The 16,285-nt window shown below is 73.3% G+C and carries 17 protein-coding genes and 1 tRNA gene; 12 read left to right on the top strand and 6 right to left on the bottom strand.

Going from position 1 to position 16,285, the window contains the following annotated elements:
* Positions 1-100 precede the first annotated feature (100 nt).
* From BX286_RS19345 to BX286_RS36650, 10 genes are all read left to right on the top strand, one after another.
* Positions 101-1,069, top strand: a complete 969-nt coding sequence (locus tag BX286_RS19345) for a universal stress protein (protein WP_167747596.1) — start codon at positions 101-103, stop codon at positions 1,067-1,069.
* Positions 1,070-1,247: 178 nt separating this feature from the next.
* Complete coding sequence (locus tag BX286_RS19340) at positions 1,248-1,451, top strand: hypothetical protein (RefSeq protein ID WP_045949278.1); 204 nt, start codon at positions 1,248-1,250, stop codon at positions 1,449-1,451.
* 217 nt (positions 1,452-1,668) lie between these two features.
* Positions 1,669-2,220, top strand: a complete 552-nt coding sequence (locus BX286_RS19335; RefSeq protein WP_079428818.1) for a hypothetical protein — start codon at positions 1,669-1,671, stop codon at positions 2,218-2,220.
* 92 nt (positions 2,221-2,312) lie between these two features.
* Positions 2,313-2,741, top strand: a complete 429-nt coding sequence (gene tadA / locus BX286_RS19330; protein WP_100864167.1) for a tRNA adenosine(34) deaminase TadA — start codon at positions 2,313-2,315, stop codon at positions 2,739-2,741.
* A gap of 89 nt (positions 2,742-2,830) precedes the next feature.
* A tRNA-Ser gene (locus BX286_RS19325) sits at positions 2,831-2,915 on the top strand.
* An 89-nt stretch (positions 2,916-3,004) separates the two neighbouring features.
* The gene (locus BX286_RS19320; RefSeq protein WP_079428816.1) at positions 3,005-3,295 is read left to right on the top strand and encodes a hypothetical protein; all 291 of its coding nucleotides are present in this window, start codon (positions 3,005-3,007) and stop codon (positions 3,293-3,295) included.
* Between the two features lie 398 nt (positions 3,296-3,693).
* A complete protein-coding gene (locus BX286_RS36655) occupies positions 3,694-3,855 on the top strand; it encodes a hypothetical protein (protein ID WP_167747595.1) in 162 nt (53 codons plus the stop codon).
* A 222-nt stretch (positions 3,856-4,077) separates the two neighbouring features.
* A complete protein-coding gene (locus tag BX286_RS19315; protein WP_398898699.1) occupies positions 4,078-4,962 on the top strand; it encodes an RNA polymerase sigma factor SigF in 885 nt (294 codons plus the stop codon).
* Positions 4,963-5,193: 231 nt separating this feature from the next.
* Positions 5,194-6,033 carry an RNA polymerase sigma factor SigF gene (locus BX286_RS19310; RefSeq protein ID WP_079428814.1) on the top strand — a complete coding sequence of 280 codons (840 nt, stop codon included), beginning with the start codon at positions 5,194-5,196 and terminating at the stop codon, positions 6,031-6,033.
* Between the two features lie 61 nt (positions 6,034-6,094).
* Entirely contained in the window at positions 6,095-6,985 is an 891-nt protein-coding gene (locus BX286_RS36650; RefSeq protein WP_261993467.1) for a hypothetical protein, read from the top strand.
* 15 nt (positions 6,986-7,000) lie between these two features.
* Here the strand turns inward: BX286_RS36650 and BX286_RS19295 are convergent, their stop codons facing one another.
* Positions 7,001-7,234, bottom strand: coding sequence for a hypothetical protein (locus tag BX286_RS19295; RefSeq protein WP_079428812.1), 234 nt, complete (start codon positions 7,232-7,234; stop codon positions 7,001-7,003).
* 117 nt (positions 7,235-7,351) lie between these two features.
* Between BX286_RS19295 and BX286_RS19290 the strand changes: the two genes are divergently transcribed.
* Together BX286_RS19290 and BX286_RS19285 are read left to right on the top strand one after the other, a co-directional pair.
* On the top strand, positions 7,352-7,783 hold the full coding sequence (locus BX286_RS19290; RefSeq protein ID WP_079428810.1) for a MarR family winged helix-turn-helix transcriptional regulator: 432 nt from the start codon (positions 7,352-7,354) through the stop codon (positions 7,781-7,783).
* A 13-nt stretch (positions 7,784-7,796) separates the two neighbouring features.
* Positions 7,797-9,443, top strand: a complete 1,647-nt coding sequence (locus BX286_RS19285) for an MDR family MFS transporter (protein WP_261993466.1) — start codon at positions 7,797-7,799, stop codon at positions 9,441-9,443.
* A gap of 33 nt (positions 9,444-9,476) precedes the next feature.
* Here BX286_RS19285 and BX286_RS19280 read toward each other — a convergent pair whose 3' ends face one another.
* The 5 genes from BX286_RS19280 to BX286_RS19260 all read right to left on the bottom strand — a co-directional run bounded on the left by BX286_RS19280 (position 9,477) and on the right by BX286_RS19260 (position 16,228).
* Positions 9,477-10,121, bottom strand: a complete 645-nt coding sequence (locus BX286_RS19280) for a TetR/AcrR family transcriptional regulator (protein WP_079428806.1) — start codon at positions 10,119-10,121, stop codon at positions 9,477-9,479.
* Between the two features lie 90 nt (positions 10,122-10,211).
* A complete protein-coding gene (locus tag BX286_RS19275) occupies positions 10,212-12,572 on the bottom strand; it encodes a glycosyltransferase family 39 protein (RefSeq protein ID WP_121015611.1) in 2,361 nt (786 codons plus the stop codon).
* Positions 12,569-13,843: a bifunctional glycosyltransferase family 2/GtrA family protein gene (locus BX286_RS19270; RefSeq protein ID WP_121015609.1), complete on the bottom strand. Its 1,275-nt coding sequence runs from the start codon at positions 13,841-13,843 to the stop codon at positions 12,569-12,571. Before BX286_RS19270 ends, BX286_RS19275 begins: the two co-directional genes overlap by 4 nt.
* Positions 13,844-13,868: 25 nt before the next feature.
* On the bottom strand, positions 13,869-15,461 hold the full coding sequence (locus tag BX286_RS19265; RefSeq protein ID WP_121015607.1) for a HAMP domain-containing sensor histidine kinase: 1,593 nt from the start codon (positions 15,459-15,461) through the stop codon (positions 13,869-13,871).
* The gene (locus tag BX286_RS19260; protein WP_079428800.1) at positions 15,461-16,228 is read right to left on the bottom strand and encodes a response regulator transcription factor; all 768 of its coding nucleotides are present in this window, start codon (positions 16,226-16,228) and stop codon (positions 15,461-15,463) included. The genes BX286_RS19265 and BX286_RS19260 overlap by 1 nt, the downstream gene beginning before the upstream one ends.
* Positions 16,229-16,285 lie beyond the last annotated feature (57 nt).

The raw sequence follows: 16,285 nt of genomic DNA, 5'->3' as shown, positions 1-16,285 counted from the left end.
GCTGCCAAAAGGCTACGCGGTGGAAGCGGCGCGGCGCGTCCCGCGCGCGCCCGCGGGCCTTCCGGATGCGGGCCGCCGCGCCGCCCGGCACCCTTGACGGATGAGCAACGGCCAGGGGAGCCAGGGCGGCGGCGGTCCGGTGATCGCCGCCGTCGACGGGTCCGACCACAGCCTGCGCGCCCTGGAATGGGCCCGCCTGGCCGCCCTGCGCCACGGCACCGGCCTGATGGTCGCCCACGTCCTGCCCGAGGTCTCCCAGCTGTACGCGGGCCGCCGCTCGGCCCTGCACGACCCGAACGAGCCCGAGGAGTACGCCGACCCCGTCGGCGACCGCGTCCGCGCCCTGCTGGAGTCCGGCCCGGAGCTCCCTGCGGACGTCCGCTACGAGGCCCTGGAGGGCTCCGTGCCGGAGGCGCTGCGGGCCGTCAGCGCGGAGCAGGAGCCGCTGATGCTGGTCATGGGCTCCCGGGGGCGCGGCGGCTTCGCGGCGCTGCTGCTCGGCTCCAGCAGCCGGGCCGTGGCCACCACCGCGTCCTGCCCGGTGGTCGTGGTCCCGCACGAGGGGCGCGCGGCACGGGACGCCGAGGGGGCTTCGGCCGGGCGGGTGGTATTGGGGCTGCACGCCGCCGAGACCCCCGAGGACGTACTGGCCTTCGCGTTCGCGGAAGCCGCCGCCCGGGGGACCACCGTCCAGGTGGTCTCGGCGTACGCCCTGCCGCCCGGTCCGATGATGGTGATCGACAGCCCGTTCGCGGTGATCCCGCCCGAGGCCCTCGCCGACGGCGCCGACGGGGTGCCGGCCGAACGGGAGATGCTGCGGGCCCAGACGGAGCGGCTGGCCCCGCTGCGGGCCCGCTACCCGGACGTGCCGGTGGAGCAGGCCGCCGTGCCCGGGGACGCGGCGGGGCGGCTGGTGGAGGCGTCCCGGTCGGCCGCGCTGGTCGTGGTGGGCCGCCACCATCCGCGGCGGCGGTCCCTGCTGATCGGGTCGGTGGCGCACGCCGTCCTCCAGCACGCGCACGGCCCGGTGGCCGTCGTCCCGGCGCTGCACGACGACGGGGCGGCCTGAGCCCACCGGCCGGCTCCGGCCACGCGGCGTGATCTGACCCTTCAGCCGGCCCATGCGCTGACCTGGGCCGATCCAGGAAGGGGTGGCATCAAACGCGCCGACGGGGGGAAGGTGGGAGCCGGGGGGTCTGCTTCGCGCCGGCGGAGGAGGACGACCGGACCAGCCTGGGGTGGTGCCGATGCCCAAGACGCAGCCCGTGAACGACGGCAAGGGGAGCGAGGCGGACGACCCGCCGGAGACGGCGGCGCAGCGCAGGGCGCGACGCGCGCAGTTCTTGCGCGACCTGATGGAGGCCCGGGCGCTGCGCGACCGCGTGCAGCCGCGGCGTGCCCGGGCGGCCCGGATGCGCCAGCAGATGCGGATGCGTACGTTCCGTTGGTGACGGACACGATGCCCACGGCAGCGACCGGCCCCCTGACCGGCCCTCCGCCCGGCGCCGCGACACGGCCGCCGCGCGGAAGACCTCTCGCAAAGCCGCTGTTTCTGCCACGATGCCGATTGGGCGGGGTGCGAACAGCTTGTGTCAGGACCGTTCACACCCCAACCTCCGGCCGGGGGGACCTCCAACCGGCACGCCTATGACCAGTGGGAGAGTCACGGTGTATTTCGCCGCACTGCTCGCGCGCACCGAAGACGGGTGGGAAGCGAGCGACCTGGAACTCGACGACGTCGAGTCCCTCAGTGATCTGATCGATCTCGCACGTTCCGCCGCTGTCGACGACGACACGGTGGTCGCCCTCATCGAGCAGGAGGACGCCTGGTTCGGCGTCGTCCGCGTGGACGGAGAGGAGGACCCCCGGTACTTCGTGTCGAACGCCTCCGCCGCCGACCGGAGCTCTTACGGATCGATGCTGACCAAGGAGCTGCTGGGCGGCGTCGACGAGGACGACGATCTCGACGAACTGGACCTGGACGGCACCGAGGACGGGGAGGACGAGCCCGTCGCCTCCTACACGGACGAGGAGGACGACGCGGACGACGACCGGGCGGGCTCCGGCTCCGAGCCGGTGCCGGCCGGTCCGCTCGGCGACCCCCGGCTGCTGGACGACCTCGGCGTCGGCCACAGGGAGCTGATGTCCCTGGACGGGGACGCGCTCTCGGAGATCGCCGACGCGCTGGGCGCCACCGAGGTACTGGAGGCCGTCCGCTAGTGATCGCCGCGCACGACCTCACGTACGGCACGCGGGACCCGCACGGCTCCGGTACCGGGCCCGACCCGGTACGGGATCCGTGGCGGGACCCCATGCGCCTGGCCCTGCGGGAGGCGGCCCTGGCGGTACCGGCCGGTGACGTACCGGTCGGTGCCGTCGTCCTCGGGCCGGACGGGGACCTCCTCTCCACCGGGCACAACGAACGGGAGGCCGTCGCGGATCCCACGGCGCACGCCGAGGTGCTGGCGCTGCGCCGGGCGGCCGCCCGGCTCGGGGAGTGGCGGCTGACGGGGTGCACCCTGGTGGTCACCCTGGAGCCGTGCGTGATGTGCGCGGGCGCGCTCGTCCAGTCCCGGGTGGCCCGTGTCGTCTACGGGGCGGGGGACGAGAAGGCGGGCGCGGCGGGGTCGCTGTGGGACCTCGTACGGGACCGCAGGCTCAACCACCGGCCGGAGGTGATCCGCGGGGTACTGGAAGCGGAGTGCGCGCGGCAGCTGACGGAGTTCTTCCGGGAACGGTGAGCACCGTGGTGGGCGGGCGGTGGCGGGTGAGCAGGGCCACTCGGCAGGAAGTTGCGAAGCACTCCCCACCATCGGCTAGGATCTCTCTCGGTGGTGTGTCCGAGTGGCCGAAGGAGCTCGCCTCGAAAGCGAGTATGGGGCAACCCATCGGGGGTTCAAATCCCTCCACCACCGCTCTGGAAACGAGAGCCCCGGTTCGTACGAACCGGGGCTCTCGTGCGTGCCCGCCGTGACCGGGCGTCGGCTCGGCCGTTGGACACGGCATGACCAAGACCCAGCGCATCCTCGCCGCCTTCGCCCTCGCGGGGGCCGCCGCGGGCCTCGCCGCACCTGCCGCCTCCGCCGCGCCGCCCGCCCCGCTGACCCTCCCGGACCTGCCGACGGCCGCCCCGGGCATGCCCGCGGGGGCCACGCCGGCCTCGGTCCAGGAGATCGGGGCGAAGGTCAGCGAGGGGGCCAACCAGCTCAACCAGCTGACGACGCTGCCCGACCAGCTCGAGCCCGCCATCGCCCCCGTCGCGCCGCTGGTCGACCTGCTGGGCGCCATCCAGTAGGGCACCCGCGTACCCCGGCACGCGCGGCCGCGCAGCGCACGCTCCCCCGCCCACGAAGAAGGCCCCGACCGGAGCCGGGGCCTTCCACGCGTACGGGGGAAGTGACATCGGGGGGACACGTCACTTCCCCCGGTGAGGACGGAACCTGCCGGCCCGGGCCGCGGTCAGGGGGAAGCCCGCGGCCCGGACCCCGCAGTGAGGTCCTGTCCCTCGCCCACCGGTTTCCTGCCAGAACCGGTGGGCTCGTGTTCCATCCTGCTCCTCCCGCGACCGGACACCCAGCGACAAAGGGCCCGTACGGCAGGGTCATTGGTCCTTAAAGGACAGGTGAGTGTCCAAACCCGACCGGTTAGACTCACCCGACTTCGCAGTACCGGTTGGGGAGGCCGACACCGTTCATGGACACCAAGAAGCTCATCACGGGCGCCCTCACGGTGTTCGTCCTCTTCGTGATCATCACCCAGCCCAAGCGGGCGGCGGAGATGGTCGGAATAGGCTTCCAGGGCATATCGGATGCCGCCTCCGGCATCGGCGAGTTCATCACCGAACTGGTGACCTGAACCCGTACGCTGAAGCGATTTCCGGACATCCAGGCCCCTCACTCCGCCGGTGGGGGGCCTTTCGCGTTCGACTTTCACATGCCCGGCGGTAAAAAGAATACCCCTAAATGCCCAACTTGCCCTCAACACGGCTATATACGGTGCTTGCACATAGTGCACATCTCTTGTGATGCTATGACCGCTTTTGACGGATGAGACGGATGAGTTGACCGAAGGGGTGGCGTGACCGTGCCGGCCAGTACTGCGCCTCAGGTGCCTCCCCAGCAAGAGCTCCGCCAGGAACAGCCGCACGAGCTTCCCGCCGAGGCCCAGGAGGCCGCCGCTGCCGCGCCGCGACCGCAGAGCCGGGGTGCGGACACCCGGGCCCTGACACAGGTGCTTTTCGGCCAGCTGAAGGGCCTGGTGCCGGGCACCAGCGAGCACAACCGGGTGCGCGGGGCCCTGATCGAGGCCAACCTCCCGCTCGTGCGCTACGCAGCCGCCCGCTTCCGCAGCCGCAACGAGCCGATGGAGGACGTCGTACAGGTCGGCACCATCGGCCTGATCAACGCGATCGACCGCTTCGACCCCGAGCGCGGCGTCCAGTTCCCCACCTTCGCCATGCCGACCGTGGTGGGCGAGATCAAACGATACTTCCGCGACAACGTCCGCACCGTGCACGTCCCGCGCCGCCTCCACGAGCTGTGGGTGCAGGTCAACGCCGCCACCGAAGACCTCACCACCCTCCACGGCCGCACCCCCACCACCCCCGAGATCGCCGAGCGGCTGCGGATCAGCGAGGACGAGGTGCTCTCCTGCATCGAGGCCGGCCGCAGCTACCACGCGACCTCCCTCGAAGCCGCCCAGGAGGGCGACGGGATGCCCGGGCTGCTCGACCGGCTCGGCTACGAGGACCCCGAGCTGGCCGGTGTCGAACACCGCGACCTCGTCCGCCACCTGCTCGTACAACTGCCCGAGCGGGAGCAGCGGATCCTCCTGCTGCGCTACTACAACAACCTGACGCAGTCGCAGATCAGCGCCGAGCTTGGGGTCTCCCAGATGCACGTCTCACGGCTGCTCGCACGCAGCTTCGCCCGTCTGAGATCCGCAAACAGGATCGAGGCTTAACCGGATCGGGTGGAGCCCGGCCCGCGATTCCCTACAGAACCGGCTCATTCCGCTCGGTCGGTCGTCTGTCGCTGGAGATACTTGTCGACATGGCGCTACAGCGTGTTGCCGACATGTGACATTCTGCTGGAACCGCGTTTGCCGCAGCCCCGCCTCCGGTATTCAGGTGGAGGCTGCGTTCCTCCGACGGACGCGCCGATACGCGACCGTCCGCGACCTCAAGGGGGTGGCATGTCCGTAGACCAGGGCAGCTCCAAGGTACTCACGCTCGTCGAGCGTGAGCTGCCGGCAGTGGCCGACCGCTCGGAAGCCATCGACACCCGCACCCTCTCCCGCTCCCTCTTCCAGCGACTCGCCACCCTGGACCCGGACAGCCCCGAACGGGCGTACGTACGCGACACCCTGATCGAGCTGAACCTGCCGCTGGTGCGCTACGCGGCAGCCCGGTTCCGCAGCCGCAACGAGCCGATGGAAGACATCGTCCAGGTCGGCACCATCGGCCTGATCAAGGCGATCGACCGGTTCGACTGCGAACGCGGAGTGGAGTTCCCGACGTTCGCGATGCCGACCGTCGTGGGCGAGATCAAACGATTCTTTAGGGACACTTCCTGGTCCGTCCGCGTCCCGCGCCGGCTCCAGGAACTGCGCCTCGCGCTGACCAAGGCCAGCGACGAACTCGCCCAGCGCCTCGACCGGTCCCCGACCGTGCCGGAGCTGGCGGCCGTCCTCGGCGTCACCGAGGAGGAGGTCGTCGACGGGCTCGCCGTCGGCAACGCCTACACCGCCTCCTCGCTCGACTCCCCCTCCCCGGAGGACGAGGGCGGCGAGGGCTCCCTCGCCGACCGGCTCGGGTACGAGGACAGCGCGCTGGAGGGCGTCGAGTACCGCGAATCGCTCAAGCCGCTGCTGGCCAAACTCCCGCCCAGGGAGCGGCAGATCATCATGCTGCGGTTCTTCGCGAACATGACCCAGTCGCAGATCGGCGAGGAGGTCGGCATCTCCCAGATGCACGTCTCCCGGCTGCTGACGCGGACGCTGGCGCAGCTGCGCACGGGCCTGATCGGCGAGTAGCGCCCCGATCGTCCGCCGACGCGGGGTTCACATTTGACATCACGTCAGGAACACTGGCGCGATGCCAACGGGATCCCGCGCGGCGCGCACCCTCGCCCTGGCCCTGTGCTGCACGGCCGCCGCCGCCCTCGCCGGATGCGGCGGCCCGGTCCGCGACGGCTACGCCGCCGTGGGCGCCGCGGCCCCCGGGCCCGAGCGGGGCGCGGGGCAGAACGTACCGCCGCGGGGGCAGGTGGAGTACCAGCCGGCCGGGCCGGCCGGCCCCGCCCCTTCCGCGGGCGCTTCCGCCACTACGGCGCCCGGCGCGCCGGGGTCCCGGCCCGGCGGGAGCTCCGCCGGAGCCGGAGCGACGGCCACCGCCCAGGGCGGCTCCGACCCCGCCCCCGGCACCCCGCCGGCCCCGGGCACCCCAGAGACCGCCCCCGGCGCCGGGGGCGCGGGCACCGGCAACGGCACCCCGGGCGGCACGGGCGGCTCCGGCACCCCGACACCGGGGCAGGGCGGCACAGGCGGCTCGGGCGACACTGGAGGCTCGGGCGGCACAGGAGGCTCGGGCGGATCCGGCGGCACAGGAGGCTCCGGGACCTCAGGGGGCTCCGGGACCTCAGGAGGCCCGGGCGGCGGCACCGCACCCCCGCCCGCCACCCCCGCGTCCCTCACCCTGAGCACCCCGGCCCGCGCGGCGGCTTCCGACCGCTGGTGCGAGCGCGTCACGGTGACCTTCACCAACACCGGTACCACCGCGGCCCGTTCCGGCACGGTCACCTTCGCGACGCACGTCATCGGCGCCCTCGGCATCGACTGGGCCACGGTCACCACGACCCAGCCCCTGCCCGCCCCCATCGCGGGCCGGACCTCCAGGACGCAGACCTACACGGTGTGCCTGGACGCCTGGCGGGTGCCCCTCGGCATGCACGTGGAGACCCGCACGGTCACCGCTACCTGGAGCTGACCCGGCCGCGGCGCCTCAGTGGAGCACCACCCACAGCGCCGCCCCCAGCGCGAGGACCAGCGCGAGGACCAGGGCGATCCGGCCCCCGGACAGGGCGCCCGGCTCCTTGGGCCGGCGGCGCGAGCCCGGCACGGCCGGGGTGCGGGCCGCCTGTTCCTCGCCCTCCGCCACGAACGCGCGGAACATCTGAGTGCTGCCGGCGGGGTCGTAGGAGCCCTCGGCTTCAGGTGAGTTGTGCTGTGCGGACATGGCTGGACCCTAGCGGGTTTTCCGATTCCTTTACCGCCCCCGACCCCGAATTCATTTGCCTGTAGCAACCATGCTCTTCTATCGTTGCCCTAAGCAACGAGATGGGGGGCGGGTCCGGTGGCCACGCACACGGCACAGAACACCCGGTACGAGGAGCTGGCCCGCCAGCTCACCGGCATCGGGGCGGTCAAACGCGACCTGGCCCGGATCCTGCCCCCGCACTGCCCGCCCGGCGCCGCCGCCGTCCTCACCGTGCTCGACCGGCACGGCGAGATGCGGCTCAGCCGGCTCACCGAATACATGGCCGTCGACATCTCCGTCAGCAGCCGGCACGTCGCCCACGTGGCACAGCGCGGCTGGATCGACCGGGAGACCGACCCCGGCGACGGCCGCTGCCGGATCCTGCGCCTGACCGACGAGGGGCGTGCCGTGCTCACCGAGCTCGGCGCCCGCTACACGGACGCGCTGGAGAAGGCCCTGGCCGACTGGTCGGCCGAGGACATCGACGCACTCAACACCCTGCTGGCCCGACTCCGATCGAGCTTCTAGGCAAAGGAAACACATGGCTACGACCACACCCTCCGGTGTGCGGGGAGGCGGCCAGTCGGAGACCACGTCCGACGGCGCGCCCATGACCCACTCCCAGATCATGAAGGCGCTGTCCGGGCTCATGCTCGGCATGTTCGTGGCGATCCTGTCCTCCACGATCGTCTCCAACGCCCTGCCCCAGATCATCAGCGACCTCGGCGGCACCCAGTCCTCCTACACCTGGGTCGTCACCGCCGCCCTGCTGTCGATGACGGCCGCCACCCCGCTGTGGGGCAAGCTGTCCGACCTCTTCAGCAAGAAGCTGCTCGTCCAGATATCCCTGGTGGTCTACGTCCTCGGCTCCGTGGTCGCGGGCCTGTCCCAGAACACCGGCATGCTCATCGCCTGCCGCGTCGTCCAGGGCATCGGCGTCGGCGGCCTCTCCGCCCTCGCCCAGATCGTGATGGCCGCGATGATCTCCCCGCGCGAGCGCGGGCGCTACAGCGGCTACCTCGGCGCGGTCTTCGCCGTCGCCACCGTCGGCGGGCCGCTGCTCGGCGGCGTCATCACCGACACCTCGTGGCTCGGCTGGCGCTGGTGCTTCTACGTCGGCGTGCCCTTCGCGGTGATCGCCCTGATCGTGCTCCAGCGCACCCTGCACCTCCCGGTCGTCCGCCGGGACGTGAAGGTCGACTGGCTGGGCGCCTTCCTGATCAGCGGCGCCGTCTCGCTGCTGCTCATCTGGGTCACCCAGGCCGGCGACTCGTACGACTGGATCTCCTGGACCACCCTGGCGATGACCGGCGGAGCCCTCGTGCTCGGCCTGCTGTCCCTCCTCGTGGAGTCCCGCGCGAGCGACCCGATCATCCCGCTGCGCCTCTTCCGCAACAAGACCATCAGCCTGGCCTCCGCCGCCTCGCTCTTCGTCGGCATCGCGATGTTCTCCGGCACGGTCTTCTTCAGCCAGTACTTCCAGCTGGCCCGCGGCGAGTCCCCCACCATGTCGGGCATCCTGACCATCCCGATGATCGGCGGCCTCTTCGTCTCCTCCACGGTCTCCGGCCAGATCATCACCAAGACCGGCAAGTGGAAGGCCTTCCTGGTCTCCGGCGGTGTGCTGCTGACCGCCGGACTCGGACTGCTGGGCACCCTGCGCTACGACACCCCGTACTGGCGCATCGCCCTGTTCATGGCGCTGACCGGCCTCGGCCTCGGCATGATGATGCAGAACCTGGTCCTCGCCACCCAGAACCAGGTCGCCCCCCAGGACCTCGGCGCGGCCAGCTCCGTCGTCACCTTCTTCCGCTCCCTCGGCGGCGCCATGGGCGTCTCGGCCCTGGGCGCGGTCATGGCCAACCGGGTCACCCACTACGTCAAGGACGGGCTGGCCGCACTCGGCCCGAAGGCGGCGGCCCTGGCACACGGCGGCGCCGGCGGGGGCGGGATCCCCGACCTCGACAAGCTGCCCGCGCCGCTGCGGCAGGTCATGGAGTCCGCGTACGGGCACGGCGTCGGCGACGTCTTCCTCTACGCCGCACCGAGCGCGCTGCTCGGGCTGGTGCTGGTGGTCTTCATCAAGGAGGTCGCGCTGAAGTCGAAGCCGGCCGCCCACGCCCCGGGCACCGAAGACACCCCCGGCGTCCCGGCCCAGGCCTCCGGCAAGGCCCCGTCCCAGGCCTGAGGCCGGCCAGCCGGATCCGGGTCCTCCGGTCGGTCAGGCCCGGGCCCCGCGGACGGCCGCCTTGGCCTCGATGCCCGCGATGAGGACGTCGAGGGCCAGGGCGAAGTCCGCCTCGGGCGCCCGCCGGACCGTGCCCCCGCAGCCGTGCAGGGCGCAGCCGTTCAGGAACTGCGACACGGCGAGGTGGGCACCGGTCCGGCAGGCGTCCGCCAGGCCGGCGGCCTCCAGCAGCCGGTGCAGGGCGGCGTCGAAGGCCCGTGCGTGCGGGCCGATGTTGGGATAGACCGCGCTGAGCGGAGCCACCCACGGGTGCTCCGCCAGCAGCCTGCGGTAGCCGCAGGCCAGTTCCCTCAGCCGGCTCGCCCAGGGCTCCTCCCGGGACGGGCCGGCCGGGAGGCGCTGCTGGCCCAGGGCCCGGTCCAGGGCCAGTTCGAGCAGATCGTGCTTGGTGTCCACGTACCAGTACAGGGACATCGCGGTGACGCCCAGTTCGGCCGCCAGCCTCCGCATGGAGAAGCGGCCGAGCCCTTGTGCGTCCAGCAGCCGCACGGTGGCGGCGGTGATCCGGTCCCGGTCCAGCCCCGAGGGGGCGTCGGTACGGCGTCTGACGGGGGCGGCGGGCCGCACGGCCAGCCACACACTGGTCCTGGCCTCGCCCGGATCAGCCTCGGTCACCATCGAGGTGCCCTCCTCATCACAAGGGGATCAGCCCGGAATGCCCGGTCCGCCCTCTTGATGCTAGGGGGTGCCGCGTGGATCGGGGCCGGTTCAGGACGTGCCGGTCGAAGGGGCCGTCAGGTCGTAGAAGGTGGCTCCGTCGATGGTGACGGCCTTGAACGTGGCCTTCACCCAGCTCTCGACGGCCGTACTGGCCGACCCGCCCGGGCCGCCCTGACCGCCGGGGGCTCCCTGACTGCCGGGGGCTCCCTGACCGCCGGGGCCGCCCTGACCGCCCGGCCGACCGGCCGCCCGGGACTCCGCGCCGCCTTCGAGGCCGGCCTGGGCGATGAACCAGTGGATCTTCCCGGCCTTCACGTAGGCCTTGAACTGCTCCAGCGTCGGCGAAGGGTCGCTGCCGTTGAAACCGCCGAGCGGCATCACGGGGCGGCCGGAGGCCAGCTGGTAACTCGCCGCGTTCTGCGAGCCGATGGCGGCCGCCGCCCAGGTGTACCGGCTCGCGTCGGCGCGCAGCGCCGCCTCGGCCCCGGCGGAGACCCGGGCCCCGTCGAGCAGCCCGCCGGCCCCGCCCCGCATGCCCCGCCCGGACCCGGCCCCAGACCCGGTCCCGGACCGGGCCGCCGCGCCGCCCGCCTGACCGGGGCCCGGCCAGGCGCCCCGCGGGAAGCCCTGGGCGGTACCGCCGCCCCCTTGGCCCCCTTGCGGTGCTCCCTGCGGCGCTCCCTGCGAGCCTCCCTGCGGCGCTCCGCCGCCCGGCCCGCCCCCGGGCAGGCCCGGCATACCGCCCCCGAACCCCTCCCCGCCCGGCCCGAAGCGCATCCCGCCCGGGCCGCCCCGCCCGCCGGCCACCGCCGGACCTGCCGTCACGATCGACCCGGTGTGACCGGTGCCGATCGTGGTCAGGCAGTACGCGAACGGGCCCGCCAGGGCCGCGCCCAGCCCCAGCGCGGCCGCGCCGAGCAGTACCCGGCGGCCCAGCCGGGCGGCGAACGGCAGTGCGGCGGCGGCGAGCAGCCCGGCCACGAGCACCGTCCAGCGCAGCCACGGCAGATAGCCGGAGGAGCGGCCGAGCAGTACGTACGACCAGACGGCGGTCAGGGCGAGGGTCCCGGACAGGGTGAGCGCGGCGGCCCTGCCGCCCCGCTCCTCCCACAGCACGGCCACGCCCATGCCCACCAGCGCGGCCACGAACGGAGCCAGCGCGACCGTGTAGTACTCGTGGAAGATGCCCTGCATCCAGCTGAACACCACGGCGGTGATCAGCAGGCAGCCGCCCCAGGCCAGGAAGGCCGCGCGGGCCGTGCTCTGGAGGCAGTCGGTGGCCCGGCCGGCCCGCCAGGTCACCACCAGCCCCGCCACCAGCAGCACCAGCGCCGCCGGCAGCAGCCAGGAGATCTGGCCTCCGACGGTGCCGGAGAACAGCCGGCCCACACCGGTCTCCCCCCAGCCGCCGCCCCCGCCGCGCAGGCCCGGCCCGCCCTCGGGCAGCCCGTACGTCCCGAACGCGCCGGCGGCCCCGCCGGTCCGCCCGCCGCCCACGCTGCCGGTCTCGTCGCCGTTCAGCCGGCCCAGTCCGTTGTAGCCGAAGGTCAGTTCCAGGAAGGAGTTGTGCTGCGAGCCGCCGATGTACGGGCGGGAGGAGGCGGGCCACAGCTCCACGACGGCCACCCACCAGCCGCCGGTCACCACCATCGCGGCCCCGGCGAGCAGCAGCTGCCCGAGCCTCCTGCGCAGCCGGGCCGGCGCGCAGACGGCGTACAGCAGGACCAGCGGCGGCAGGATGACGAAGGCCTGGAGCGTCTTGGTCAGGAAGCCCAGGCCGATCGCGGCGCCGGCCGCGACCAGCCACCCGGTCCGCGCCCCGTCCAGGGCGCGCAGCACGCAGCACACCGTCACGGTCAGCAGCAGCGTCAGCAGCGCGTCGGGGTTGTTGAAGCGGAACATCAGCGCGGCGACGGGGGTGAGCGCGAACGCGGCGCCGCCGATCAGCGCTGCCGCAGGGCCGAACTGGCGGCGCACGGCGGCGTACAGGACGGCGGTGGTCGCGACGCCCATCAGGGCCTGCGGGACGAGGATCTGCCAGAAGCCGAGCCCGAACGCCCGGACGGACAGCATCATCGGCCACAGGGCGGCCGGCGGCTTGTCGACGGTGATGGAGTTCCCGGCGTCGGAGGAGCCGAAGAAGAAGGCCTTCCAGCTCTCGGAGCCCGCCTGCACGGCGGCGGAGTAGAAGGAGTTGGCGTAGCCGGACGCGCCCAGGTTCCAGAGCAGGAGCACGGCGGTGGCCAGCAGCAGCCCGGCGTAGGCGGGCCGTTCCCAGCGGGGCCGGCCGGTGGCGGTCCGGCGCGCGGCGGCGTCCGCGGCCCGGTCGGGGCCGGGGGCTGGGACGGAGGTGGGGGCGGGGGGCCGTTCGGGGAACGGGGCGCCGAAGGGCGGGTGGGCCGTGGTCATCGGTGGTCGTCCTTCACGGGAACGGGAGTGGTGCGGCGCTCGGGGAAGACCCAGGCGCGGAAGAGCAGGAAGCGCAGCACGGTGGCGGCGAGGTTGGCGGTGACCAGCACGGCCAGTTCGGTGCCGTGGGCGGCATCGTCGGTGCCCGCGCCGAGGGCGGCCAGGGAGCCGCTGGTCAGGGCCAGGCCGATGGCGAACACGACCAGGCCCTGGGCCTGGTGGCGCAGCGCGCGGTCGCGGCCCCGGACCCCGAAGGTGAGCCGGCGGTTGGCGGCGGTGTTGGCCACGGCGGAGACCAGCAGGGCGGCGGCGTTGGCGGCTTGGGGTCCGGCGGCGAGCCGGAAGAGGGAGTACAGGGCCAGGTAGCAGAGGGTGGACAGCAGTCCGACCGCGCAGAAGCCGAGCAGTTGGCGGGCCAGTGCGCGCGGCACCCCGGGCAGGGCGGTGCGGTCGCGCGGGTCGTCGCCGAAGGGGCGGGCGAGCCGGTCCAGGGGGAGCTCCCCGAGGGCCAGCGCCCGGCCCACGCGCCAGACGCCCTTCAGGTCCTCGGTGGCGGTCCTGACGATGTGGACCGTGGAGTCGGGATCGTCCACCCAGTCCACCGGCACCTCGTGGATGCGCAGCCCGGCCCGTTCGGCCAGGACCAGCAGCTCGGTGTCGAAGAACCAGCCGGAGTCCTCGACCAGCGGCAGCAGCCGTTCGGCGACCTCCCGGCGGATGGCCTTGAAGCCGCACTGGGCGTCGCTGAACCGGGCGGCGAGGGAGGAGCGCAGCAGCAGGTTGTAGGCGCGGGAGACGAACTCCCGTTTCGCTCCCCGCACGACCCTTGAGGAACGGGCGAGCCGGGTGCCGATGGCCAGCTCGGAATGGCCGGAGATCAGCGGGGCCACCAGGGGAAGCAGGGCGTTCAGATCGGTGGAGAGGTCCACGTCCATGTACGCGAGGACGGGCGCCTCCGAGCGGCTCCACACGGTGCGCAGGGCACGGCCGCGGCCCTTCTCCTCCAGCCGGACGCTGCGTACGCCGGGGACGGCGGCGGCGAGCTCGGCCGCGAAGGCGGGGGTGCGGTCGGTGCTGGCGTTGTCGGCGATGGTGATGCGGAAGGGGTACGGGAAGGTCCGGGTGAGGTGGGCGTGCAGCCTTCGCACGCAGGGGCCGAGGTCCTTTTCCTCGTTGTAGACCGGGATCACCACGTCGAGTACGGGCTCGCCGGGCGCGGGCGCCAGGGGCGCCCGGGCCGGGAGGGCGTCGGAAGAGGTGTCGGTTGACATGCTCCGACCCTCACCGGGCGCCCTGTCACCTCGGTGTGCTGACCCTGTGGTCCCTCTGTGAGTCCGCCGGTGTCATGGGACGGGGGTCCCCGGTGAGGGGGAGCAGAACCTCGAAGCAGGTCCGTCCCGGCTCGCTCTCCACGCCGACCCGCCCGTCGTGAGCTGTGACCACGGCCTGGACGATGGCCAGGCCCAGGCCGGTGGAGCCCGCCGCGCGGGAGCGGGAGGCGTCGCCGCGGGCGAAGCGCTCGAAGATGTGCGGCATCAGCTCGGCGGGGATCCCGGGACCGTCGTCCTCGATCCGCAGCCGGACGGCGGATGTTTCACGTGAAACACGGGCCGTGACGGTGGTACCCGGCGGAGTGTGGGTGCGGGCGTTGGCGAGGAGGTTCACCAGGACCTGCTGGATCCGGGCCGGGTCGGCCAGGACGGGCGCGGGTTCGTCGGGCAGGGCCAGACGCCAGTGGTGGCCGGGGCCGGCGGCCCGGGCGTCACTGACGGCGTCCACGACGAGGGGGGCCAGATCGGTGTCCTCGCGGGAGAGCGGGCGGCCCGCGTCCAGCCGGGCCAGCAGCAGCAGGTCCTCGACCAGCCCGGTCATCCGGGTGGCTTCGGACTCGATCCGGGCCAGGGCGTGGCGGGTGTCGGGGCCGGGCTCCTCGCGCCCCCTGCGGGTCAGTTCGGCGTAGCCGCGGATGGAGGCGAGGGGGGTGCGCAGCTCGTGGGAGGCGTCGGCCACGAACTGACGGACCTGTGTCTCGCTCTGCTGGCGGGCCGTCAGTGCCGAGGAGACGTGCCCCAGCATCCGGTTGAGGGCCGCACCGACCTGTCCGACCTCCGTACGGGGATCCGCCTCAGCCTCGGGGACCCGTTCGTGCAGGGCCGGTTCGCCGCTGTGCAGGGGCAGCTCGGAGACGCGGGTGGCGGTGGCGGCGACCCGGCGCAGCGGGCGCAGGGCGACCGCGACCAGCGCCTGTCCGGCGAGGGAGGCGGCGATCAGGCCGGCCAGGGTGACGCAGACCTCCACGGCGATCAGGGTGTTCACGGTGGAGTCCACGCCCTTGAGGGGGAAGGCCAGGACCAGCTCTCCGTCGGGCGCGGCCATCGCCCGGTAGGCGCCGAGCCCCGGCAGGTCCACGTCCACCCTGCCGGACCCGGCCGGGCCGGCCGTCCGTGCGACCTGCTCCAGCACCTCCGTCTGCGCCTGGGTCAGGACCTCCCGGTGATCGAGTCCCGGGCCCTCCACAGGAGCGATCCGGGCCCCGCCGATCACCTTCCGCTTCACGTCCAGACGGACCCCGGCGGCGCCCATGGGAGAGCCGGGGGCGAAGACGAAGCCGAGGCTGCCCTCGCGGGCCGCCTTGCCGGCGCCCGGCCCCCGGACGACCATCTCCACGGAGTTGGTCAGCTGCTTGTCCAGCTCTCCCATCAGCCGGGAGCGCATGGCGAGGGTGGTGACGGTCCCGATGGCCGCGCCCACCACGGCGATCAGCGCCACCGCCGACACCACCAGCCGGGTCCGCAGCGACCACGGCCGGCGGCGGCGCGGCCCGCGCCGTCCGGACGGTGCGGGCCGCCCGGGCCGCCCGGGCCGCGGCCGGGAAGGGCGGCGGGCCACTACTCGGCCGGCTTGATCAGGTAGCCGGCGCCGCGCCGGGTGTGGATCATCGGGGGCAGTCCGGTGCCGCCCTCCAGCTTGCGCCGCAGGTAGGAGATGTAGAGCTCCACCACGTTGGCCTGGCCGCCGAAGTCGTAGGACCACACCCGGTCCAGGATCTGCGCCTTGCTCAGCACCCGGCGCGGGTTGCGCATCAGGTAGCGCAGCAGCTCGAACTCGGTGGCGGTCAGGTGCACCTCCTGGCCGCCGCGGACCACCTCGTGGCTGTCCTCGTCGAGGCTCAGGTCGCCGACCGAGAGGACCGAGCCGCCGCGGGCGGCCTGCGCCGCGCCGGAGCGGCGGACCAGGCCGCGCAGCCGGGCCACGACCTCCTCCAGGCTGAACGGCTTGGTGACGTAGTCGTCGCCGCCGGCCGTCAGGCCCGCGATGCGGTCCTCGACGGAGTCCTTGGCGGTCAGGAACAGCACCGGGACCTGCGGGATCTCCCGGCGGAGCAGGCCGAGCACGGACAGCCCGTCCATGTCGGGGAGCATGACGTCGAGGACCACCACGTCGGGCCGGAACTCCCGCGCCGCGCGCACGGCGCCCGCTCCGTCACCGGCGCTGCGGACCTCGCAGCCCTCGTAGCGCAGGGCCATGGACAGCAGCTCGGAGAGCGAGGCCTCGTCGTCGACGACGAGGACCCGGCAGGGGCCGCCGTCCGGGCGCGTCAGCGCCGTCGGGTTGGCCGTGGACGTGGACGCATGGGAGGTGGTCGTCGCTGTCATGCCCCCACGCTGGCCCGCGCCTCTGAGAGCGCTCTTGCCCCAACCTGTGAATCTCCT

Origin of the sequence: Streptomyces sp. 3211.6 (genome assembly GCF_003634815.1) — a bacterium.
GTDB lineage: Bacteria > Actinomycetota > Actinomycetes > Streptomycetales > Streptomycetaceae > Streptomyces > Streptomyces katrae_A.
Note: the sequence above shows the minus strand (reverse complement) of the source record. Positions and strands in the feature narration are given on the sequence as shown.

Bases quoted from the DNA above. Each gene is read 5' to 3' on its own strand.
- BX286_RS19345 (WP_167747596.1), top strand. From the start codon at position 101: ATGAGCAACGGCCAGGGGAGCCAGGGCGGCGGCGGTCCGGTGATCGCC.
- BX286_RS19320 (WP_079428816.1), top strand. From the start codon at position 3,005: ATGACCAAGACCCAGCGCATCCTCGCCGCCTTCGCCCTCGCGGGGGCC.
- BX286_RS19280 (WP_079428806.1), bottom strand. From the start codon at position 10,121: ATGGTGACCGAGGCTGATCCGGGCGAGGCCAGGACCAGTGTGTGGCTG.
- BX286_RS19340 (WP_045949278.1), top strand. From the start codon at position 1,248: ATGCCCAAGACGCAGCCCGTGAACGACGGCAAGGGGAGCGAGGCGGAC.
- BX286_RS19310 (WP_079428814.1), top strand. From the start codon at position 5,194: ATGTCCGTAGACCAGGGCAGCTCCAAGGTACTCACGCTCGTCGAGCGT.
- BX286_RS19295 (WP_079428812.1), bottom strand. From the start codon at position 7,234: ATGTCCGCACAGCACAACTCACCTGAAGCCGAGGGCTCCTACGACCCC.
- tadA (WP_100864167.1), top strand. From the start codon at position 2,313: ATGCGCCTGGCCCTGCGGGAGGCGGCCCTGGCGGTACCGGCCGGTGAC.
- BX286_RS36650 (WP_261993467.1), top strand. From the start codon at position 6,095: ATGCCAACGGGATCCCGCGCGGCGCGCACCCTCGCCCTGGCCCTGTGC.
- BX286_RS19270 (WP_121015609.1), bottom strand. From the start codon at position 13,843: ATGTCAACCGACACCTCTTCCGACGCCCTCCCGGCCCGGGCGCCCCTG.
- BX286_RS19275 (WP_121015611.1), bottom strand. From the start codon at position 12,572: ATGACCACGGCCCACCCGCCCTTCGGCGCCCCGTTCCCCGAACGGCCC.
- BX286_RS36655 (WP_167747595.1), top strand. From the start codon at position 3,694: ATGGACACCAAGAAGCTCATCACGGGCGCCCTCACGGTGTTCGTCCTC.
- BX286_RS19260 (WP_079428800.1), bottom strand. From the start codon at position 16,228: ATGACAGCGACGACCACCTCCCATGCGTCCACGTCCACGGCCAACCCG.
- BX286_RS19285 (WP_261993466.1), top strand. From the start codon at position 7,797: ATGGCTACGACCACACCCTCCGGTGTGCGGGGAGGCGGCCAGTCGGAG.